At 64.4% G+C, this 21,094-nt stretch carries 19 protein-coding genes and 1 tRNA gene; 12 read left to right on the top strand and 8 right to left on the bottom strand.

Features of this window, described 5'->3' with window-relative positions:
- Nucleotides 1-65 precede the first annotated feature (65 nt).
- Complete coding sequence (locus ACQR3T_RS00695; RefSeq protein ID WP_428692221.1) at nt 66-659, top strand: TMEM175 family protein; 594 nt, start codon at nt 66-68, stop codon at nt 657-659.
- Between the two features lie 9 nt (nt 660-668).
- Nucleotides 669-1,445: an IclR family transcriptional regulator gene (locus ACQR3T_RS00690; RefSeq protein ID WP_032377342.1), complete on the top strand. Its 777-nt coding sequence runs from the start codon at nt 669-671 to the stop codon at nt 1,443-1,445.
- On the opposite strand, the gene ACQR3T_RS00685 is transcribed toward ACQR3T_RS00690, so the two are convergent.
- The 5 genes from ACQR3T_RS00685 to ACQR3T_RS00665 form a co-directional block, all read right to left on the bottom strand.
- On the bottom strand, nt 1,433-2,422 hold the full coding sequence (locus tag ACQR3T_RS00685; RefSeq protein WP_428692220.1) for a 2-hydroxyacid dehydrogenase: 990 nt from the start codon (nt 2,420-2,422) through the stop codon (nt 1,433-1,435). The two genes, ACQR3T_RS00690 and ACQR3T_RS00685, sit on opposite strands and share 13 nt — an antisense overlap.
- Entirely contained in the window at nt 2,419-3,342 is a 924-nt protein-coding gene (locus ACQR3T_RS00680) for a hydroxymethylglutaryl-CoA lyase (protein WP_428692219.1), read from the bottom strand. The genes ACQR3T_RS00685 and ACQR3T_RS00680 overlap by 4 nt, the downstream gene beginning before the upstream one ends.
- Nucleotides 3,343-4,584, bottom strand: coding sequence for a CaiB/BaiF CoA transferase family protein (locus tag ACQR3T_RS00675; protein WP_037175471.1), 1,242 nt, complete (start codon nt 4,582-4,584; stop codon nt 3,343-3,345).
- Between the two features lie 11 nt (nt 4,585-4,595).
- A complete protein-coding gene (locus ACQR3T_RS00670) occupies nt 4,596-5,987 on the bottom strand; it encodes a GntP family permease (RefSeq protein ID WP_428692218.1) in 1,392 nt (463 codons plus the stop codon).
- A gap of 151 nt (nt 5,988-6,138) precedes the next feature.
- Complete coding sequence (locus tag ACQR3T_RS00665) at nt 6,139-6,699, bottom strand: molybdenum cofactor biosysynthesis protein (RefSeq protein ID WP_428692217.1); 561 nt, start codon at nt 6,697-6,699, stop codon at nt 6,139-6,141.
- Nucleotides 6,700-6,773: 74 nt separating this feature from the next.
- On the opposite strand from ACQR3T_RS00665, the gene ACQR3T_RS00660 reads away from it, so the two are divergent.
- Nucleotides 6,774-8,318: a carboxylesterase/lipase family protein gene (locus ACQR3T_RS00660; RefSeq protein ID WP_428692216.1), complete on the top strand. Its 1,545-nt coding sequence runs from the start codon at nt 6,774-6,776 to the stop codon at nt 8,316-8,318.
- Here the strand turns inward: ACQR3T_RS00660 and ACQR3T_RS00655 are convergent.
- Complete coding sequence (locus ACQR3T_RS00655) at nt 8,311-9,177, bottom strand: DNA-formamidopyrimidine glycosylase family protein (protein ID WP_094608328.1); 867 nt, start codon at nt 9,175-9,177, stop codon at nt 8,311-8,313. The genes ACQR3T_RS00660 and ACQR3T_RS00655 overlap by 8 nt on opposite strands.
- Before the next feature lie 29 nt (nt 9,178-9,206).
- On the opposite strand from ACQR3T_RS00655, the gene ACQR3T_RS00650 reads away from it, so the two are divergent.
- Genes ACQR3T_RS00650 through ACQR3T_RS00640 form a run of 3 tightly spaced genes read left to right on the top strand, consistent with a single transcriptional unit; the run spans nt 9,207 to nt 10,894 of the window.
- Nucleotides 9,207-10,007 carry a thymidylate synthase gene (locus ACQR3T_RS00650; protein ID WP_283164489.1) on the top strand — a complete coding sequence of 267 codons (801 nt, stop codon included), beginning with the start codon at nt 9,207-9,209 and terminating at the stop codon, nt 10,005-10,007.
- Nucleotides 10,004-10,513, top strand: coding sequence for a dihydrofolate reductase (locus ACQR3T_RS00645; RefSeq protein ID WP_428692215.1), 510 nt, complete (start codon nt 10,004-10,006; stop codon nt 10,511-10,513). The genes ACQR3T_RS00650 and ACQR3T_RS00645 overlap by 4 nt, the downstream gene beginning before the upstream one ends.
- A 54-nt stretch (nt 10,514-10,567) precedes the next feature.
- On the top strand, nt 10,568-10,894 hold the full coding sequence (locus ACQR3T_RS00640; RefSeq protein WP_032377351.1) for a cupin domain-containing protein: 327 nt from the start codon (nt 10,568-10,570) through the stop codon (nt 10,892-10,894).
- On the opposite strand, the gene ACQR3T_RS00635 is transcribed toward ACQR3T_RS00640, so the two are convergent.
- A complete protein-coding gene (locus ACQR3T_RS00635; protein WP_032377352.1) occupies nt 10,887-11,747 on the bottom strand; it encodes a universal stress protein in 861 nt (286 codons plus the stop codon). The two genes, ACQR3T_RS00640 and ACQR3T_RS00635, sit on opposite strands and share 8 nt — an antisense overlap.
- Nucleotides 11,748-11,845: 98 nt before the next feature.
- On the bottom strand, nt 11,846-12,751 hold the full coding sequence (locus tag ACQR3T_RS00630; protein WP_428692214.1) for an acyl-ACP desaturase: 906 nt from the start codon (nt 12,749-12,751) through the stop codon (nt 11,846-11,848).
- 328 nt (nt 12,752-13,079) lie between these two features.
- Between ACQR3T_RS00630 and ACQR3T_RS00625 the strand changes: the two genes are divergently transcribed.
- The 6 genes from ACQR3T_RS00625 (at nt 13,080) to ACQR3T_RS00600 (ending at nt 21,087) form a co-directional block, all read left to right on the top strand.
- A complete protein-coding gene (locus ACQR3T_RS00625) occupies nt 13,080-14,312 on the top strand; it encodes a PucR family transcriptional regulator (protein ID WP_032377353.1) in 1,233 nt (410 codons plus the stop codon).
- A gap of 87 nt (nt 14,313-14,399) precedes the next feature.
- Nucleotides 14,400-15,101 (top strand): ABC transporter ATP-binding protein, encoded by a 702-nt coding sequence (locus tag ACQR3T_RS00620; protein ID WP_428693023.1) that lies wholly within the window; start codon nt 14,400-14,402, stop codon nt 15,099-15,101.
- Nucleotides 15,102-15,151: 50 nt separating this feature from the next.
- Nucleotides 15,152-17,569, top strand: a complete 2,418-nt coding sequence (locus ACQR3T_RS00615; RefSeq protein ID WP_428692213.1) for an FtsX-like permease family protein — start codon at nt 15,152-15,154, stop codon at nt 17,567-17,569.
- A 388-nt stretch (nt 17,570-17,957) separates the two neighbouring features.
- A tRNA-Arg gene (locus ACQR3T_RS00610) sits at nt 17,958-18,033 on the top strand.
- 102 nt (nt 18,034-18,135) lie between these two features.
- Entirely contained in the window at nt 18,136-19,479 is a 1,344-nt protein-coding gene (locus ACQR3T_RS00605; RefSeq protein WP_428692212.1) for an HNH endonuclease, read from the top strand.
- 222 nt (nt 19,480-19,701) lie between these two features.
- On the top strand, nt 19,702-21,087 hold the full coding sequence (locus ACQR3T_RS00600) for a DEAD/DEAH box helicase (protein WP_428692211.1): 1,386 nt from the start codon (nt 19,702-19,704) through the stop codon (nt 21,085-21,087).
- Nucleotides 21,088-21,094 lie beyond the last annotated feature (7 nt).

The raw sequence follows: 21,094 nt of genomic DNA, 5'->3' as shown, positions 1-21,094 counted from the left end.
CGCACAGAGTGCACAATGCTGACATGGAAAGCGAGAGGGCTGACATGCAAACCGATCGAGCTGACATGGAATACCAACGCGGTTTCGACAGACTGGTCAACTTCAGTGATGCTGTGGTCGCCATTGCCGCGACGCTTCTGGTGCTTCCGCTCGTGGAGTTGGCCGAGCCGGGCCAGAGCGAAAGCTTCGTCGACGTCTTTCGCGAACACGGAGTCGAGTTCTACGCGTTCGTGCTGAGCTTTCTGGTGATCTACACCCAATGGCTCAGCCACCATCGAGTCTTCAGGAACCTGATCGGCTACACGCGGGCATTGATGTGGGTGAACTTCGTGTGGCTGCTCTCGATCGTCTTCCTACCGTTCCCCACCAAGCTGATCGCCGAGAAGAACGGCTACGACTCGAGTTCCTCGACGCTCTACGTCGCCAACATCGCGGTGTCCGTCATCGCGATGTTCGTCGCGGACATCATCGTCTCGCGGCACCCGTCCATCGTGGCCGCCGACTCCAGACACCTCGAGCGCGTCCGCAACGGCGCGATCAGTTCGGTGTTGATCCTGATCGCGTTCGGTGTCGCGTTCACCTCGCTCGGACTGTGGTCGCTGATGATCCTGTTCCTGACCAAGCCCATCGATCTCCTGGTGAAGCGGGCGACCGAGTAGATTGGCCTGGTGAGTACCGAGAGCACGTCGAAGCAACAGCCGCTTCTGGTGCTGGGCAAGATCACCGAGATACTCGACGCCTTCTCGTTCGACCGTCCCTCGTTGACGCTCGGTGAGATTCAACAGACCACCGGACTACCGACCTCGACTGTCCAGCGTCTGGTCACCAATCTGGTGCAGCAGGGATTTCTGGACCGGAGCGGCGATCGCATTCGCATCGGGGTACGTATGGCCTACTGGGCCGCGACGGCGACCAAGGACCTCGACGTGCTGTCGGTCGTCAACCCGATACTCAAGGACATGCGCGATCTGACGACCGAAACGGCGTGCTTCTTTCGACCCGAACAGAACTATCGCGTGTGCGTCGCAATCGCCGAGACGCGGCATGCGTTGCGACGAGACATGTACGTAGGCAAGGTCATCCCGCTCAGCGCGGGATCGGCCAGCCGCGTCCTGCTGGCGTGGGATTCGGAACTGGCCGAGCGTGTTCTCTCCCGTGAGCTCGAATCGATGACCGAGCAGACGGTGACCGAGGCCGAGACGATGCGAGCGTTGTTGGCGCAGACCAGGTCCGACGGCTACGCGATCACTACCGGTGAGCGCGAGACCGGAGCGTCGGGCCTGTCCGCTCCGGTGTTCGACTCGGCTGCGGACATCGTCGGTGCCGTCACGATCAGTGGCCCGACACTGCGGATGCCGCAATTGCAGTGCGAGGCCTGGGTGGATCTGCTGATCTCCCACGCCGAGCAGATCACGAGAACCCTGGGCGGACGCTACCCCGCGTGACCCCACGCGTCGGGATTCACCGGATGCGGTGGCATCGAACCACCGAACATCGCCGCTGCGTTGGTGGCGCACAGCCGTGCCATCTCCGAACGCACCGACACCGTCGCGCTCCCCACGTGTGGGAGCAACACCGTGTTCGGTAGCGACGCCAGCCCCGGTTCGAGGGCCGGCTCGCGCTCGTAGACGTCCAAACCTGCTGCGGCAACGGTGCCCTCGCGAAGCGCGGTCACCAGGGCTGCCTCGTCGATCACCGGACCCCGCGCAGTGTTGATCACGATCGCCGACGGTTTCATCGCGGCGAGTACCTGCGCGTTCAGCAGATGGTACGTGGAATCCGACAACGGCACATGAAGGGAGAGGAAGTCGCTGGTCGTGACGATCTCGTCCCAGGACGCGTGCTCGACGCGACCCGCGAACTCCCCGAGCTCGTCATCGGAGACATCGCGGTCGCCGGGTGGGCGGGGACAGAACTTGACCGTCATACCGAAACCCAGTGCTCGACGCGCGGTGGCGCGGGCAATACGACCGAAGCCGGCCAGCCCCAGCACTCGACCCGAGACATCACTGCCGAGAAGCAGTTCCGGCTCCCATCCGGTGAACGAGCCGGAGCGGACGAACGCGTCGGCCTCGACGGCGCGGCGGGCCGTGGACAGAATGAGCAGCATCGCGATGTCTGCCGTCGAATCCGTCAGCACCCCAGGGGTATTGGCCACCGTGATGCCGTGTTCGGTTGCGGCTGCAATGTCGATGTTGTCGAATCCGACGGCGTAATTCGATATCCCGGTGATCGATGCCGAGGCCAGCAGCTCCGCGTCGAACCGGTCACGCAATTGGGACACGACGACCGAGTATTCCCCGGAGGAGCAGGCGGCGACCAATTGCTCGTGGTCGACCTCCCGTAGGTCCACGTCCCCGGCGGCGCGCAGGATATCCATGCCCGGGGCCGGGATCTCGGTGGTGACGAGGATGCGGCTCATACGACCCACTCGAAGGCACGTGCTTCGGACCGCGCACCCTGAACTGTTTTCGATCTCATGGGCTCGCCCAGTTCGGTGAGCAACTCCTCCGACAGAGTCGCCATGGCGGCAAGGGTTTTCGGCTCGAACCAGTCCGGCCGCGTCGCAAAGAGAATGTCCTCCGACGAGGTGTTACCACTGGCACCGGGGGCGAAAGGGCACCCGCCCAGTCCGCCGAGCGAACCGTCGACCATCGTTGCTCCGGCGGAGATCGCGGCAAGTGTGTTCGCAACGCCCAGGCCCCAGGTGTCGTGACCGTGGAACACCACTCTGCGATCGGGAGTTTCGGCGCGCACCCGCGAGATCAGCGACTGCACTTGCACCGGCACCGCCTGCCCCAGGGTGTCGCAGATGACGATATCTGTTGCGCCCGTTGCTCGTTCGTCGTTGGCGATCTCGATGACCCGATCCGGCGGTACCTGTCCCTCGAACGGGCAGGTGAAGGACGTCGCGATGCACAACTCGATCTCACCGTCCACCGATCGCGTGATGTCGATGGCATCGGGCATGGCCGCCAGCGACACCTCGGTGGTACGACCGATGTTGGCCTGATTGTGCGAGTCCGACGCGGAGAAGCAGTACTGAAAGTTTCGAGCCCCGGCGGCAGCGGCCTTCTCGACGTGACGTGGAGTGGCGACCCACACCCAGCATCGCGCGAGTTCCTCGGCGGTCAATTCACCGATGACCTCGAGGGTGTTGGCCATCGGCGGCACCTTGTCGCCCCGCGCCATCGACCCGATCTCGAGCGACGGTACACCGAGTTCGATGAGCGCCCTGATGATCTCGAGCTTGCGTTCGGTGGAGAGCATCTTGCCGGTGAGTTGAAGTCCGTCGCGCATCGTGACGTCGCGCAACTCCGCGGCGGGGGTGAATCGGTACATCTACAGGCCCATCTCTTCGTCGGTTCGGCCGAGCAGGGTCGACAGTACTTCTCGGGTGTGTTCGCCCAGATCCGGTCCGACCGAACGAATCGGCAGAGATGCGTCACCGATCACCGGAACGACACCGACGAATCCGACGTCGGTCGGCTCGTCCTCGCCGGTGTCGACCTGGAAGTGCTGGATCATGTTGCGGGCGGCATACTGCTCGTCGGCGACGATATCGGCCGCGGTGTAGATCGGTCCCGACGGCACTCCGGCGGCGTCGAGGATCTTCAAAGCCTCTTCGCGCGAGTGCAATCCGGTCCAGGCCGAGATAGCGGCGTCCAACTCGTCGCGTCGACGCCATCGGCCGGCGTTGGACGCCAGGTCCGGATCGGCTCCCAGATCGGGACGGTCGATGGTCTCCATGTAGCGCTGGAAGATGGCGTCGCCGTTGCCGGCGATGATGATCGAGTGACCGTCGTTGCACGGGTATGCGTTCGACGGTGCGATGCCTTCCATCCGGCCGCCCGTCCGTTCGCGCTCGACGCCATAGGCGAGGTAGTCCGGGATCAGCGATTCCATCATCGACAGAATCGACTCGTTCAGTGCGACATCGATGGAACGTTGCGCCAGCGTGAGCGGAGTCTGCTGATCCGGTGCCTGCGCCGCCCGCAGAGTCTGTCGCTGAAACAGGGCCATGACACATCCGAAGGCCGCGTACAGACCGGCGATCGAGTCCCCGATCGAGACACCGACTCGCACCGGGGGCCGGTCCGGATCACCGACGAGGTTGCGGAAACCGCCGTATGCCTCTGCGACAGCAGCGAATCCGGGTCGTTGCGACATCGGGCCGGTCTGTCCGAAGGCCGAGATACGTGTGATGATCAGTTCGGGGTTGGCTGCGCTGAGCACCTCCGGTGAGATGCCCCATTTCTCCAGAGTGCCGGGACGGAAGTTCTCGAGCACGATGTCGCACTCGGCGGCGAGATCGACGACGTCCTTACGCCCCTGCTCGGTGCGCAGGTCCAGCACGATCGACTTCTTGTTCCGGTTGATCGTGCGGTAGAGCATCGACGTGGTGCCCGAGTACAACCGCCAGTTGCGCAGTTCGTCTCCGGTTCCCGGACGTTCGACCTTGATCACCTCGGCACCGAAATCGGCGAGCATGCGCGCCGCAGTGGGTGCGGCTATGTAGTTGCCGAGTTCGAGAACTCGAACTCCGCTGAGCGGCAGTGCCATCGTGTTCCTTTCGATACTCATAGGAGACAAGCTCACAGGATCCAGCTCATCGGCACGATCAACGCGATGGCGATGACCGAGGCCAGCGAGACACCCACCGAGCACGTCTTGAGTGTGCCCCTGGTCGACTGACCCATCAAGGACTGCAGCAGCCAGAAGGTGTTGCTGGTGACGTGCACGGCGAACAGCGACCCCGCGCCCGCGGCCAACGCGATGAACACCGGGTCGAGGCCGATGAGCGGAGCGACCGGGGCGAGGATTCCGGCCGAGGTGATGGCGGAGATCGTCACCGATCCGACGGCGATGTGCAACGCGGCAGCGATGACCCACACCATCAACAGCGGAGCCGCGGTGCTGGCCGTGAAGTACTGGCCGAGGATGTCGCCGAGACCAGCCTCGTTGATGACGGCCGCGAGCGAACCACCGACACCGGTGAGAATCAGAATCTGACCGCTTTCGGCGAATCCACGAGCCAGTGCTTTCTCCACTCGTGCCTGACCGACGTGGTAGCGGCCGATGAGACACGTCCCGACCAAGCCGATGAGCAACGCGATGACCGGGCTGGCGATGAATTCGACCACCGGAACCGATATTTCGGCCACTTCGAGTACGGCACCGATGGCGATGAGGACGAGCGCGAGCAGCAGCGGTGAGAGCAACACCACCAGCGACGTCTGCTTCTCGGTGCGCACCTTCTGCGCCACGCCACCTCCGGTTTCGACGGGCTCGTCGTCGGAATCGACAGGCTCCGGAACCACGGGCTCCGGAACCACGATGATCTGCTGCTCGTCCTTCTCCTCGTTCCACCAACCGTGCCGGAACACGAACGACATGATGGCCACCGACAGCACGACGACCGGAACGATCAGGATCAGTCCGTAGATCATCATCTTGCCCAGCGGCACGCCGAGCAGGCCGGCCAGCGCGAGCGTCGCGACACCAGGGACCATGAACACGATTCCGCATTCGAGCGAGATGGCCAGTGCCGTAGCCATTCTCGCTGTGCCGTACTTGCCGATCTTGGGGGCGAGGTTCCGAGCGAGCGGCGCGGAGATCACCAACAGCACGTCGAGGAAGATGGACTGCAACACAGTCGCGATGGTCAGCGACAGCGCGTACGGGAGCCGTTTGGGCCCGAACGTTTTCAGCAACGTGCCCACGAGCCGCTGAATGGCACTCATCTCCTGCAGCACCGACCCCATCAGCACGCCGAAGGCGATGAGCAGGCCCACCTCGGCCATGATCTCGCCGAACCCGCCCGTGATGGTGTCGACGGTGGCCCCGACTCCGAGCTTCGTCGCCAGACCCAGGTACGCAGCCCCGAGTACGAGCGAGATCACCGGGTTGAAGTGAAAACGAACGATGAAGACCACCACCGCCAGCACGGCAACGACGGTGTTGATCACGATCCACATATCGGACATCGGCAATTCTTCCCGCTGGATTGAGTGACCCACGCCATGGCGCGCGGTTCGGTGTGATCCGTCACACCAATACTCATATTATGGGCACAGATTCGCTTCGTGAGCAAGCTGGTGGGTCGCCTTCGATGACGCAGGTGCATTGAGAAGGAGGTCAGATCGGCTGCGCACGCCTGACCGACAGTGCTGCACGTGCCGCATCCAGCTCGACCGGGGAGCGCACCGCCAACTCTCCGACCCGCAGAATGCCGTCGGACAGCGGTTCGACGCGCAGGCCACCACGACCGATCAGCGCCTTGCGCGCACCGTCGGCCACCATGCGGTCCATCCACGCGCACGGGTGAGCCGGCCGGCCGCCGCGGAACGTGATCCAGCCGTCGCCGGAGTTCAGCTGAAACTCCTCCCCTCGCAGCGGGTCGAGTTCGAGCCCGCGAACCACGAGGTTGCGCCTGGCCACGGCCGGATCGGGTACCTCGACATCGAGCACATCTCCCACCGCCTCCCAGGCCTCGACAGCCAGGAGGCTCACCGCGGCCTCCGTGTGCGCCTTCACGCCGAAGAAGCGATCGCCGCGGATGCCCTTGTGCGCCACGATCTCGACACTGGACGGCAGATCGGTCGGTACCTCGGCCGGGCCGTCCTTGGATCTCCCGAAGTACGCGTGCGTCGGCGCTCGCAGCAGCTGCACGATTTCGGCGCGATAATCGAAAGACATGTATTCGAGTCTGCCCGGTGCCGAACACCGCCGGTTCTTACCCGGGAGTAAGGACCGGTCAGTACACTCGCGACATGGCTGTGACGACACGCGTGACCACCTCCGACGGCATCATCGAGGGCAAGCCCGTCGGTGACCTCACCACCTGGCGAGGCATTCCCTACGCCGCCCCGCCCGTCGGCCCGCTTCGATTTCGAGCGCCGCAACCCACCGAGCCGTGGGAGGGCGTGCGCGACGCCACCGAGTGGGGCAACGCCTCGATTCAGCACAAGCGCGGCACGATGCTCGCGATCGGCAAGTATCAGCCGTCGAGCGAGGACTGCCTGACGCTCAACGTGCTGGCACCGAACGCACCGAGCGCGAATCCGCGTCCGGTCATGGTGTTCATCCACGGCGGCGCGTACACACTCGGTACGTCGGCCACCCCGCTGTACGGCGGCGGCTCCCTGGTGCGACGCTCACTGAAGGACGGCGACGGCATCATCTACGTCTCGGTCAACTACCGGCTCGGCGCTCTGGGCTACCTCGACATGTCTCAGTTCTCCACTCCCGAGCGGCCGTTCGACTCCAACCTCGGTTTACGGGATCAAGTCGCTGCTCTGGAATGGGTACAGCGCAACATCGCCGAGTTCGGCGGCGATCCGAACAACGTCACCGTCTTCGGCGAGTCCGCGGGCGGAAACGCCGTCACCACGCTGCTGGCGGTTCCTGCTGCGAAAGGCCTTTTTGCTCAGGCCATTTCCGAGAGCTCCGCCCCGGGCATGACGACGACCAAGGAACGCGCCGATCAGTGGGCCCGCGAATTCGTCGGCTATCTCGGCGGCACGGTCGACAACGCTGCCGAGACACTGGAGAACGCCGAGGTACTGCGGCTCGGGCGGGCGGGCACCAAACTCGGTCTCACCACGTTGCACCGCACTCCGGGCCTGCTCCCGTTCGGCCCGGTCATCGACGGTGACTTCCTGCCGGTCAGCCCGATCGAGGCCTACGCGAACGGCACCGCGCACCGCGTTCCACTGATCATCGGCACCAATGCCCGTGAGGGAACACTGTTTCCGAAGTTCCTCGACGCGTTGCCGACCAACCCCGAGCGCATCACCAAGCTGTTCTCGCTCACCGACCCCGACGCCGAAGCCGTTGTCACTTCAGGCTACCGGGGCTACCCGAACGAGCGCTCGGCCATCGACTTCGGTGGCGATTTCACCTTCTGGAAGCCGTCACTGGAAGTGGCCGAGGGACATTCGCGTCACGCATCGACGTACTTCTACCGGTTCGACTTCGCCCCGCGGTCGATGAAGATACTGGGCCTCGACGCCACCCACGGGTTCGAGTTGTTCGCCGTGTTCGGCATCAGCAAGACGCTGTTCGGTAAGGCGCTCACGCTCGCCGGCGGACGAAAGGCCTTTTCCGACGTCACCGAGCAGGTGCAGTCACAGTGGATTGCGTTCGCCACCAACGGAAAACCGCTGGACTCGTGGCCGGAGTACGACGAGGCCGAACGCAAGACGTTGATCTTCGACACCCGCACCCGGGTACAGAAGGATCCGCGGAGCGACCGGCGCAAGGCGTGGGCCGGCTACCGCGGGTACGACAGCCAGAAGCTCGAGCCCGTTATTTGAGCAGACGGGACATGCGGCGGTCGGCGAGGATCTTGCCGGCCGTCTGGCACGTGGCGCAGTACTGAAACGATCGATCGACGTACGCGACTTCGCGTACCGGGTCGCCGCACACCGGGCACGGGAGTCCGGTCCTGGCATGCACCCGCATGCCCGATCGCTTCTCCCCCTTCAGACGCGCCGCATCCTGTCCGGCCGAGCGCGCCACCGCGTCGGACAGCACCGAGCGCATCGCCGCGTAGAGCGTGGCGACGGATTCGGGATCGAGCTTGCTCGACGACGCGAACGGCGAGAGCTTCGCGACGTGCAATATCTCGTCCGAGTAGGCATTGCCGATGCCTGCCAGCAGGGACTGGTCCACCAACGAGGTCTTCAGTCGCGCAGTGGTGCTTCCGAGAATCTCGGCGAACTCGAGTTCGGTGACCGTCAGCGCATCGGGCCCGAGGCGCGCGATGCTCGCTACCTGCTGAGGATCGCGGACCACCCAGACCGCCAATCGCTTCTTGGTACCGGCTTCGGTCAGGTCGATGGCAGGCGTGGCTCCTTCGGGGGTGAAGAAATGGATGCGCAGTGCCAACGGGCCCTTGCCGGGCTTGGGCGGCGCGGCGCTGGGATTGTCCACCCACCGCAGCCACCCGCCGCGCGAAAGGTGCGTGATCAGCCACAGGTCACCCGCGCGCAGTGCCAGGTGTTTGCCGAAACGGGCAGCATCGGTGACGTCTTTGCCCTGCAGCTCGGTGAGCGGCGGATCGAACGTCTTGAGAACACTGAGTGCGGCGATGTCGATGCGTCCGATCACGGCACCGACGGCATGCTCGCGCAGAAAGCCGGCAAGGGCTTCCACCTCGGGTAATTCCGGCATGTGTCCAGTATGCAGCTACGATGACCGTCGTGATGGTTCCGACTCCGTACGAAGATCTGCTGCGCCACATCCAGGGCACCGGGACGGCGAAGTCCGACCGAACCGGGACCGGCACCACCAGCGTGTTCGGGCATCAGATGCGCTTCGATCTGGCTGCGGGCTTCCCGTTGATCACCACCAAGAAGGTCCATCTGAAGTCGATCGTGTACGAGTTGCTGTGGTTCCTGCGGGGCGACTCGAACGCCACGTGGCTACAGGAGCGCGGCGTGAGCATCTGGGACGAGTGGGCAGCTCCGGACGGCGAGCTCGGCCCGGTCTACGGAGTGCAGTGGCGGTCGTGGCCCACCCCGTCCGGCGAGCACATCGACCAGATCAGCCAGGTCATCGAGACTCTGAAGACGAATCCGGATTCGCGTCGGATGATCGTCTCGGCCTGGAACGTCGGCGAGATCCCGCAGATGGCACTGCCGCCCTGCCACGCGTTCTTCCAGTTCTACGTGGCCGACGGCAAACTCTCGTGCCAGCTGTACCAGCGCAGCGCAGACATGTTCCTCGGTGTGCCGTTCAACATCGCCAGCTACGCGCTGCTCACGCACATGGTGGCTGCGCAGACCGGGCTCGAGGTGGGCGATTTCGTGTGGACCGGCGGCGATTGCCACATCTACGACAACCACCGCGAGCAGGTTGCCGAGCAGCTCTCCCGAGAGGCATATCCGTACCCCACTCTGAAACTGGCACAACGGGATTCGATCTTCGACTACACCTTCGAGGACATCGAGATAGTGGACTACCGGCACCACCCGGCGATCAAGGCCCCGGTCGCGGTGTGAGTGCCGAACGATTCGTCGGTCTGATCTGGGCTCAGAGCCGGGCCGGAACCATCGGTGACGGGGGTGGCATCCCCTGGCGCGTTCCCGAGGACATGGCGCACTTCAAAGCCACGACGGCCGAGCATCCGGTGATCATGGGCCGCAAGACCTGGGACTCACTGCCCGCGAAGTTCCGTCCGCTGCCGGGGCGTCGCAACATCGTGGTCACCCGCAATTCCTCGTGGTGCGAAGACGGTGCCGAGAACGCATCGAGCGTCGCCGACGCCGTGGCCAGGGTGGGCGACGACCCGGTCTGGATCATCGGCGGCGGCGAAATCTATCGCAGTGCAATGAGTATCGCGACCCACCTCGAAGTCACCGAAGTCGATCTCGACGTCGACGGCGATACCAGTGCTCCCGAAATTCCGGAGGGCTGGATCGCGAAGGCCGGCGAGTGGCAGAGCAGCCGAGTGAACGAGACTCGATTTCGCTTCGTGGAGTACGGAAAGGCTACCCAACCTTCCTGAGCGCGTTCAGGATTCCCCCGTCGTGACTGCGGGCAGTGCGTCATACTGACGATCATGGACAAGAAGTCACTCACCGCCCTTGCCCGTCAACAACTCAAGCTTGCCGTCGGCGCGTCGAGTGGCCGCAGTTCGCAGACGGTCTACGGCGGTCATCGACGCCACCTGAGGCAGACCGTCGTGGCCCTGGCCGCCGGGAACAAGTTGGCCGAACACGACCTGTCCGGCGAATCCACCGTCCTGGTCCTGAGCGGAAAGCTCGAGCTGATCAGCGGCGAGCGATCGTGGAAGGGCTCGACCGGCGACTTGCTCGTCATCCCCGACGCCCGCCACAGCGTCGAGGCCATCGAAGACGTGAGCTTTTTGCTGACCGTCGCTATGTGAGCGCTTTTCTCACTACGAGCACGGGGCAGTCCGCCGTGTTGACGAGTGCGAAACTCGTGGACCCCAGCAGCATTCCACCGAATCCGCCGCGTCCCCGGTTGCCCACCACTATCAATGCCGCGGTTTCGGACAGGCCACTGAGAACTCGTACCGGTCGGTCCTGAGCCACGATTCGCTGCACCTCGACCTCGGGAAACCGCTCCTGCCAGCCGGCGAGACTCTCGGCCAGTAGTGCCTCTTCGCCGTCCGCGATGGCGTGCCAATCCTTGGGCGCGCGGCCGAACGATTGCGTCAGATCCACATCGGACCAGACGTGTACAGCGATCAACACGGCCGCACGCGCCGACGCTTCGGCGAACGCCCACTCGACGGCAGCTTGATTTACGTCCGATCCATCGATGCCGACGACGACCGGGCCCTCGGCAACCGGGCGACCGTCGATGTCACGACCCCGCACCACGGCCACCGGCGATACGCTGTGAGCCGCCAAAGACAATGTGACAGCGCCGGTTTCGCTGGCACCGATCACCAGAATCTCGGCCTGCGCCGAGACGCCGATGAGAACGTCCATGACACCGCCCTCGATGGCACTCGACGTCACCTCGAACGCGGGATCGTCGACGACCAGCGCGGCCAGAGTCTCGGCCGCCACCAACCTGGACTTGGCTGTCGCAACGAATTCCGTTGCTTCTCCGGCAAATTCGCTCAGGTCGACTACTCCCGGCATGTCGACGGCAGTGACGATGTGCAACCGCCGATCCCGTTTGTGCGCACAGAGGGCCGCCCATATCACCGCCTTGTCCGCCGCGGCGGATCCGTCTATTCCGACGATGATCGGTCGAGAGCCTGTCACGATGGGGGCCTCCGGTCGTTGCCCCGAGTACGAGGTGTGGAGCGTGCAGAAGAGTAGAAGTTCAGGTTAGTCGATGGACCCCGCCGAAGTAAGTGGTCTCAGCTGGCGCGCAATGCGTTTGCGTACTCCTGCGTTCGCATGGAGCTGCGCTCGATGGTGGCGGCCTGGGTATCGAGATGGTCCAAGTAGTCCGCCAGTTGATCGCGTTTGCGCGCTCCGGCACCGAGATCTGTCCGCTCGAAGATGCGCCACTGGGCCAACATGGGTCGCAGCACCTCGTCGAGATGGCGAGCGAGGTCGTAGATTCCGTCGCGCGCGATGAGCATCGCACTGCGGGCGAAACCCGGCAGGTTGGTACCCGGTAGCTGGAAGTTCATGACGACCTCGGTGATGGCGGTGACCGTCAGGCCGGGTGCCACGGCGAGCGCTGCCGAAACCAGGTTCTCGAAGAATCGGACGTGCAGTTCCTGATCGGCGACGATGCGTCCGAGGAGACGATCTGCTACCGGATCGTGGCACTGATCGGCGGTGTTGCGATGACTGATGCTCGAGACCGACTCGTCCAGGGCCACCTGAACCAGTGACCGGAGCAGGTGCGCGCCGTTCATCGGGGAGTCGAATCCCACCGCCATACATTGCGCTCGAGCTCGTCCGAGGGCGACCGGATCGACGCTGCGGGTGGCGACCAGGTAATCGGTGACGGCCGCGGCATGCCGACGTCGTTCGTTGCTCCAGTCGGTGAGCCAGGACGGCCAGGCACCGACTTCGGTTGCCACCGCATCCCGGCGGTAGAGCGGAATGTTCTGCTCTACCAGGAGATTCGTCACCAATGCGGCTTTCGCGGTCTCGGTCAGCGTCGAGGGACGCGATCCCCAGTACATCTCGGCACGGACGAAGTCGGCCGGTTCCCACTGAACGGACTCGGCGCGGTGACGGGCGAGATTCTCCTCGATGGTCGGGCGCAACTCCCGGAGAACAGTGAACTGACCGATATCACTGTGCATGCTCGTCCCTTCGTCGCCCACTCCCAACGAGATCAAGGTAGATGTGCGCTGCACACCCCGTGAACGGCTTCGGCATTGTTTAGGGCAAGTCGCAGCCGTCCGCGCCACTCGCTCGAGATAGATCACAACGAGTTTTGCCGAAAACCTGGATCACACGTTGATAACAACCTATGATCGATCCTGTTAGAGGCCAGGAAACAAACTTGAGGTACGAAAACACCGCGGTTTTGCGCAGGATTGCATAGATTAAGCCGTGGAAGCGCGTTGATTCGCGTGATTAAGTTTGCAGTCCGAATGACCTGAAGAATCCAACACGAAGGGTTGATCTGTGACCGTTCACAACTCGACTAGCCTCGGAATCATGGTCGCGGGTCAGCCTGCGTCGGCTCCTCTTCGCGACTTCCGTGCGGTGGCGCGGCTCCTGGTAGGGCATTTCGCAGCCAACACTCCCTGCGGGTCCCTGCCGGGCGAACAGCTCCACGGCGACGTCACCGAATTCACCGTCAAATGCATCAGCATCGCCGTGCAGATGCTCGACGAACGCCGCGCTCCGGCCGAGTCCGACCTGGCCGAGCTCCGCGCCAAGGCCAGCCAGTGGGCTCGCGAAGGTGTTCCACTCGAATCCGTGCTCAGCGTCTACCACGAGGGCATCCAGATCGGTTGGAACCTGGTGTCGAAGCGGGCAGGCGAGGGCGATGCCGCACAGCTGATCGAGGCCGCGCGCATGTTCGTGCTGCTGTCGGAGAAGGTATCCATCGCCGCCAGCAAGAGCTACGTCGAAGAACTGCAAGCAGTGGCCAGCGAACACCACACTGCAGCGCACACTCTGGTCACCTCACTTCTCAGCGGCCACAACGCGGTGTCGATGGCACGTCAGTCCGGCATCGAACTCGCCGACAGTTACCTCGTGCTCGCCATCTCGGTACCGCCGCACCCGGACGAGAACGACCCCAACATCCAGAAGACGGTCGCCGCTCGCAGAAAGCTGCGTCGTGTACAGGCCGAACTGGCCACGATCTGCGGCCGCACTCCCCTGTCTTTGCTGAGCACGGAGGGCGGCACCGTCCTGATTCCCGGTGTGCACGACGACGAGTGGGTCGAGGCTCTGGTGCATCGCATCGGTACCGCCGCCGAGGTGCCCGTCACCGTCACGGCCGAGCAAGCCGCCACCGCGGACATCCCCACCGCAGCCGATCAGGTACACGAACTGCTGTCCCTGGCCCATCAACTGCACCGCCCGTCCGGCCTGTACCGCATGGACGACCTTGTCCTGGAGTACCAGCTGACGCGTCCGGGCCCCGGCCGTCGCCACCTGACTCAGATCCTCGAGCCACTCGATTCGTCACCCGAGTTGCTCGAGACCCTCGAGATACACATCTCGCACGATCTGAACCGGCAGCGATCTGCCCGCCAGCTCCATCTGCACACCAACACCGTGGACTACCGCCTCAAGCGGATCGCACAGCTCACCGGCTTCGACCCCACGCGTCCGTCCGGAATCCGGCACCTGCAGGCAGCGCTGGTGGCCCGCCGACTCGAATCCTCGCGCGGCGCAGCCTGATCTGAGAGTTCCGACCGGTTTCTCGATCCGACGGCAGGTAGCGTCGAAGATACATTCGAGAAGCAAGGGGATTCGTCCGTGGCGAAGTTGATGCTGGAGTTGTCCGGGGTGGTCAAGGAGTACCCCACCGGAGAGCAACCGGTTCGGGCGTTGGACGGCATCGATCTCACGATCGAGGGCGGCCAGTTCGTCTCGCTCGTCGCACCGTCCGGCGCCGGCAAGTCGACGCTGCTGCACATGCTCGGTGCACTCGACACCCCGACGTCGGGTTCCATCCGGTTCGACGACGTCGAAGTCACCACCCTCGACGACAACGCACAATCCGATTTCCGACGCCACCAGGTGGGCTTCGTCTTTCAGTTCTTCAACCTGTTGCCGACGATGTCCGCGTGGGAGAACGTCGCCGTCCCCAAGTTGTTGGACGGCACACCCATCAAGAAGGCCAAGGTCGACGCGATGCGACTGCTCGAGATGGTCGGGCTCTCGAATCGATCCGAGCACCGGCCGGCTCAGCTGTCCGGCGGCCAGATCCAACGCATCGCGATCGCCCGAGCATTGATGATGAATCCGGCACTGTTGATCGCCGACGAACCCACCGGAAATCTCGACTCGAAGACCTCCCACAACATCCTCGAAATACTGGCGGACGTGGCACACGCCAGCGAGGGGCGTCGAGCAGTGGTGATGGCGACCCACGATCTCGAGGCCGCGCGCTCCACCGACCGCATCGTCAGCATGATCGACGGTCGCGTCGAGTCCGACACACCGACGGCCGGTCTCGATCGGTGATCGGGACCGCGCTCAGCAGATTTCGAGTCATCAGCCTTCGCGACCTCCGCATGCACTGGGTGCGTTCGCTCGTCTCGGCCGGAGTCGTCGCCGTCGCAGCCGGGTTGCTCATCGCTGTGCTCGGCACGTACGGGTCGTTGACCGGATCGGTCGAACGTCTCGCGGTGACGATCGCAGGCAACGCGAGTTACGAAGTCGTCGGCGTCACCGACTCGGGCTTCGACCAGAGCGAACTCGACGTGGTGCGCTCCGTTCCCGGCGTCGACACCGCGGTTCCCCTGCTGCGCAGTACCGTTCGGTCCGATGTCGGCGATCTGACGGTTCTCGGTGTCGACGCGTCCATCACGGCACTGCAGTCGGATCTGCAGGGCGCGGTCGGCAACGCGGCCGGGCTGTTGTCCGATCCTTCCGGTGTATTGGTCGGTGCCGCAACGGGTCTGAAACAAGGTGACACCGTCACTATCGACGACGTTCCGACGGCTGTGGTCGGCGTGGTCGATGGCCCGGGTACACAGCGCGTCGGTGGAGGCATGTTCGCGGTCGCGCTCCTTCCCGCTGCGCAGGCGCTGACCGACCGTCCGGGTGAGCTCGACTCGATCTTCGTCCTGGGCAGCGGCGACACACTGCGTTCCGACCTCGACGCCGCGCTCGCCGGCCGAGTGTCGGTGATGAATCCGGACTTCCGAGCCGACCGCGCGAACCAAGCGATGAGCTTGACGCGAAATGCCACGCTGATGGTCTCGCTCATCGCGTTCGTCGTCGCGGCCTTCCTCGTCTTCAACGTCATGAACATGGCCATCGCGAAGCGTCGACCCACGATCTCTCTGCTCCGGGCTGTCGGCGGTCGCCGCGGCGATATCGTCCGCGACCTGTTGTTCGAGTCCGTTCTGGTGGGACTGATCGGCGGTGCCGTCGGTGTTCCGTTGGGAATCGCGATGGGCCGCATCGCCATCGAGAGCCTTCCGCCGTTCCTGTCGCAGGCATTCGACGCACGGATCGAGTACGTGTTGCCCGGTTTTGCGATTCCCGTGGCGATTGCGGCGTGCGTCCTGGCCTGTGTCGGTGCCTCGGCCGTCGCCGCGGTGCAGGTGTATCGCATCTCGCCGATCGAAGCACTCGCCGTCGGCGGCGGGGAAACTGCAGGCGGACCGCGCCGTCGATTCGTTGCTGCTGCCACCGTGTTCGGCCTCGTTGCCATTGCCGGATCGTTCGTGTTCGCCGTCAACGTCGACGGACAACTGACCCTCGGTGCCGGTGCTCTGTTCATGTTCGGCGTCGTCGCGCTGTGCGTCGGGGCGACGGGACCGATCGTGTCGGCCACAGCGGCCGTCCCGCGCCGCTGGGGTGGTGCCGGCCGACTGGCCACCGCCACCATCGAACGAGCGCCGCGGCGGATCTGGGCAACGGTGATGACGATCGTGATTGCGGTGGGAGTCAGTGTCGGAGTGTCGGGTTCGTTGACCAACATGACCGACTCGGCGGCCGAATCGCTGTCTTCGTTGGCGAACACCGACCTGTACGTGTCGATGAGCTCACCCGACGCCATACCGTCGGGCCCCATCGTTCCCGCCGAGGTGGAAGACGCCGTCGCATCGACTCCCGGTGTGTCTCGCATCGTCGAGGGGCAGTGGGCATACGCCACGATCGACGATGAACTGGTGTCCATCCAGGGCGTCGCCGACGGCAGCAATGCGGTGACACTCGCGTCGCTCACCGACGACGTGCGTTCCCAGGTGCTCGCCGGTGACGGTGTGGTGCTGTCCCAGGGGTTCGGCAGAACGTTGGGTGTGTCGGTGGGCGACTACATCGACCTCCCGACGCCGACCGGCGTGCAGAACGTGCGGGTGCTGGATCTGGTGGACTACATCAATGCCGCGGGCGGCACAATGGCGATCTCGTTGGACTCGATGCAGCGCTGGTACGACCGGCCCGGCGCGACCTACCTCGAGATCAGCGTCGACGGAGACGTTGCCGCCGTACAGGATTCACTGCGCGCGACACTTCCGCCCGAGGCTTTCGTGTACACCGGCGCTGCCGCACTCGAGGGCACCAGCGCGGCCATCAGACAGTCCGGCGCACTGGCCATCGCGTTGCAGTGGATCGTCGCGCTCGTTGCTGCGGTCGCGTTGCTCAACACGTTGACGCTGTCGGTCCTCGAGCGTCGACGTGAACTCGGCGTCCTACGTGCCATGGGCGGTGGACGGGGAACTCTTGCACGAATGGTGTTGGCGGAGGCACTGTCGGTCGGCATCGTGGGCGGTGTACTCGGACTGATCATCGGCGCGGGCCTGCAGTATCTGAGCACACTGATCCTCGGTGCCAGCATCGGAATCCCGGTTGCCTACACCGCCGGTTGGTCGGTGCTGCTGTACGGACTCGTGGCCCTCGGCCTGTCGCTGCTGGGTTCCGCTCCCCCTGCTGTGCACGCCTCTCGACTGAACATCGTGGACGCCATTGCGGCGGATTGAGTTGTGGACACCGGTTCGGCGCAAACGCGCGCGCGTTCGTCAGGTGCAAGCGAAATAGGTAACGAGCCTGCGCGCGTCTGACAAATGCGCTCGCGTTTGCGGGAGGAAGGGTGATCGGCCCGCGATATGCAGTGTTTCGTCGGGATCGAATCGACTGCCGATTACACCGCTCGCCAGCATCGCACCGCCCTGAACCTGATCTCTTCAGTGACCGGGACCGTGACGAGCAGCGGCGACCTGCTTCACGATCGCCATGGTGGGCCGCTAGACTAGCGAGCGCGATGTGGGCCAGCTGAGCATCTCGGCAGCGAACCCATCCGCACCCGATTGTTCGCTGGATCGAAAGCCGTTGCTGGACAATGGATTCGAACCAAAAGAACGGTCACCAGCCTTCGTAGCTCAGGGGATAGAGCAACCCTCTCCTAAAGGGTAGGTCGCAGGTTCGAATCCTGCCGAGGGCACCACAGAGCAAGTTTTGCGACCCCTCCCCAGTTTCGTGCATCTATTGCGGAACCACGAAAACGCCCGTACTATCGAACATGCATTCGAGTACTGGGGAGGAACTCGTGGTCACAGTCGTACAAGATTCGCCGCTGACGTCCGATGAAGTGTTGCGTTTCGTCGCGCGCCTTCAAGCGTCCGATGTCGATGTCGACGCAGCAGCCGGCATCGATTTGATCTCCGCTCTCGAGACCGTCAAGTGCGTCAGCGTGGCAACACAAGCCGTGGTGACCGACGCCGTCGCAACAGCCATCAGCACCGAGCGAAAAGAACTCGGCAGACCGAAAGCTCAGTGGCGCAGTGGGATTGCGTCGCAAATCGGCCTGGCCCGACGCGAATCACCGAACCGTGGGGGCACTCATCTGGGACTCGCTCGCGCGCTGGTACACGAAATGCCGCACACTCTCGCGCGCCTGAAAGCCGGCGAACTCAACGAGTGGCGGGTCATGATTCTCGCTCGCGAGACCGCATGCCTCACCGTCGACGATCGCCGCACCATCGACGAGCGACTGTGCGCAGACCCTGCCACCCTGGCCGGTGCCGGCGACCGCACCATCGAGGTTCGCGCCCGCGCACTTGCCAACGAGCTCGATGCCGCCTCCCAGGTGAAGCGACGCGCCAAGGCCTACGCAGCGCGGCGCACCAGCACCCGCCCGGCACCCGAATCGATGGGCTTCTTCACGGCGTTGACGTCGATGGAGAAGACAGTCTGCATGTGGGCCACGTTGCGACGAGACGCCGACACCATCATCAACGCCGGCGGCAACACACGCACCCGCGACCAGATCATGGCCGACCTGGTGTTCGAGCGAATCACCGGCGCATCGGCGGCTCAAGGACCGCCGGTGACCGTCGACATCGTTATCTCGGACTCGACCCTCCTCGCGGGTGGTGACACCTCCGCATATCTGCACGGCTATGGCGACATTCCGTCCGACGTCGCCCGGCAACTCATCCGAGACACGCTCGACAGTGAGACGCACATCGCATTGCGCCGTCTCTACGCCCATCCGAAATCCGGAGCGCTGACGGCCGTGGAGTCCACATCGCGAGGTTTTCCCACTGCGTTGGGACGCCTCATCGATCTCCGAGATCGCACCTGCCGCACCCCATGGTGTGACGCGCCGATCCGACACCACGATCACATCAGGCCGCACACCGCAGGTGGCAAAACCAGCGCCGAGAACGGCGCAGGCCTTTGTGCCGCATGCAATTACGCGAAAGAAGGGGAAGGCTGGACGGCCGAAGCGATACGAGACAAACGCAAAGCGCGACATCGGTACAGGCTCATCTCACCCACGGGGCACACCTATGACTCGAGTGCCCCGCCCATGCCGGTGGTCGAGCTCTACAACTCGCGGATCGAGAACGTGATGATCACCGGGCTCTTCGACGACGACGCTGCATGACGCGTCGCCGCGGGAAGAGACTGAGCCACAACTCGGTTACACTCGGTGACGACGCGCGTAGCTGCACGTCAGACGTCGTGGAATGCTCCCGAATCACCATGTGCACCCTGCACAGGCTTCTCTTACGGCGATCGAAACTGCCCACCGGCAGTCTCGCCACCTTGCATCTCGGCCCAAGGCCCGCAGGTGCAACACCCTGCCCGAAAGGCACTTTTCATCACTATGACGACCCCACAAACCTTTGCTGCACTCGGCGTACCCCAGGCCATCGCGGATGTACTCGCGAGCCAGGGCAAGACCGAGGCGTTCCCCATCCAGGCCGACACGCTCCCCGACACACTGCAGGGACGCGACGTACTCGGACGCGGAAAGACCGGCAGCGGAAAGACACTCGCATTCTCCATCCCGATGGTCGCTCGCCTCGCCGGACAGCTTCCCGGCAACCGCAAGCCCGGCCGCCCGCGTGGCCTGATTCTCGCGCCGACGCGTGAGCTCGCCACCCAGATCGCCGTCGCGATCGAGCCCCTCGCCTCCGCATACTCGCTGAAGGTCACCACGATCTTCGGTGGTGTGTCGCAGGTTCGCCAGGTATCCGCACTCAAGGGTGGTGTCGACATCGTCGTCGCCTGCCCCGGTCGCCTCGAAGACCTGATGAAGCAGCGCCACCTCACTCTCGACGGCGTTCAGATCACCGTCCTCGACGAGGCCGACCACATGGCCGATCTGGGCTTCCTGCCCGTCGTCACCCGCATACTCGCCGCCACCCCGGACAAGGGCCAGCGCATGCTGTTCTCGGCGACCCTGGACAACGGCGTCGACAAGCTGGTCAAGCGCTTCCTGCACAACCAGATCACGCACTCCGTCGACGAGGCCACCTCACACGTCGAGGCCATGACCCACAGCGTCTTCGAGGTCGACGGCGTCGAAGCCAAGAAGAAGCTCGTCCATCAGCTCGCCTCGGGCACCGGACGACGCATCCTGTTCATGCGCACCAAGCACCAGGCCCGCAAGCTGGCCAAGCAGCTCACCGACGCCGGGATCCCGTCCGTCGACCTGCACGGCAACCTCTCGCAGGCCGCACGCGACCGCAACCTCGCAGCCTTTTCCTCCGGCCAGGCCCGCGTTCTCGTCGCCACCGACGTCGCAGCCCGCGGAGTCCACGTCGACGACGTTCAGCTGGTCGTCCACGTCGATCCCCCGGCCGAGCACAAGGCGTACCTGCACCGCTCCGGCCGCACGGCACGCGCCGGAAGCGCCGGCGACGTCGTGACCGTCGTCCTCCCAGAACAGCGCAAGGACACCGCAGTGCTGCTGCGCAAGGCCGACATCAAGGTCACCCCGATCCGCGTCACCGCCGACTCGCCCGCAGTGGCGAACCTGGTCGGCGAGCAGGCCCGCTACGTCGAGCCTGCACCGCGAGTCGAGCAGGCCCCGGCCCGCACCGGAGCCCCGCGCAACAACAACGCGCGACGCGGTGGCCCCGCCCGTGCGGGTGGTCAGCCGCGCAGCGGTGGCGGTCAGCCCCGTAGCGGCGGTGGACAGCCCCGTAGCGGTGGCGGCCACAGCCGTCGTGCAGCAGGACCGGCCACGAGCCAGCGCAGCCGCTGATCTGAGC

Origin of the sequence: Rhodococcus sp. IEGM1428, assembly GCF_050321865.1 — a bacterium.
Taxonomy (GTDB): Bacteria; Actinomycetota; Actinomycetes; order Mycobacteriales; family Mycobacteriaceae; genus Rhodococcoides.
This window is presented reverse-complemented; position numbering and strand designations above follow the sequence as displayed.

What these genes read in the sequence shown, in the direction of transcription:
- ACQR3T_RS00695 (WP_428692221.1), top strand. Translation starts at nt 66, where the DNA reads ATGGAATACCAACGCGGTTTCGACAGACTGGTCAACTTCAGTGATGCT.
- ACQR3T_RS00685 (WP_428692220.1), bottom strand. Translation starts at nt 2,422, where the DNA reads ATGAGCCGCATCCTCGTCACCACCGAGATCCCGGCCCCGGGCATGGAT.
- ACQR3T_RS00680 (WP_428692219.1), bottom strand. Translation starts at nt 3,342, where the DNA reads ATGTACCGATTCACCCCCGCCGCGGAGTTGCGCGACGTCACGATGCGC.
- ACQR3T_RS00675 (WP_037175471.1), bottom strand. Translation starts at nt 4,584, where the DNA reads ATGAGTATCGAAAGGAACACGATGGCACTGCCGCTCAGCGGAGTTCGA.
- ACQR3T_RS00670 (WP_428692218.1), bottom strand. Translation starts at nt 5,987, where the DNA reads ATGTCCGATATGTGGATCGTGATCAACACCGTCGTTGCCGTGCTGGCG.
- ACQR3T_RS00665 (WP_428692217.1), bottom strand. Translation starts at nt 6,699, where the DNA reads ATGTCTTTCGATTATCGCGCCGAAATCGTGCAGCTGCTGCGAGCGCCG.
- ACQR3T_RS00660 (WP_428692216.1), top strand. Translation starts at nt 6,774, where the DNA reads ATGGCTGTGACGACACGCGTGACCACCTCCGACGGCATCATCGAGGGC.
- ACQR3T_RS00655 (WP_094608328.1), bottom strand. Translation starts at nt 9,177, where the DNA reads ATGCCGGAATTACCCGAGGTGGAAGCCCTTGCCGGCTTTCTGCGCGAG.
- ACQR3T_RS00640 (WP_032377351.1), top strand. Translation starts at nt 10,568, where the DNA reads ATGGACAAGAAGTCACTCACCGCCCTTGCCCGTCAACAACTCAAGCTT.
- ACQR3T_RS00630 (WP_428692214.1), bottom strand. Translation starts at nt 12,751, where the DNA reads ATGCACAGTGATATCGGTCAGTTCACTGTTCTCCGGGAGTTGCGCCCG.
- ACQR3T_RS00615 (WP_428692213.1), top strand. Translation starts at nt 15,152, where the DNA reads ATGCACTGGGTGCGTTCGCTCGTCTCGGCCGGAGTCGTCGCCGTCGCA.
- ACQR3T_RS00600 (WP_428692211.1), top strand. Translation starts at nt 19,702, where the DNA reads ATGACGACCCCACAAACCTTTGCTGCACTCGGCGTACCCCAGGCCATC.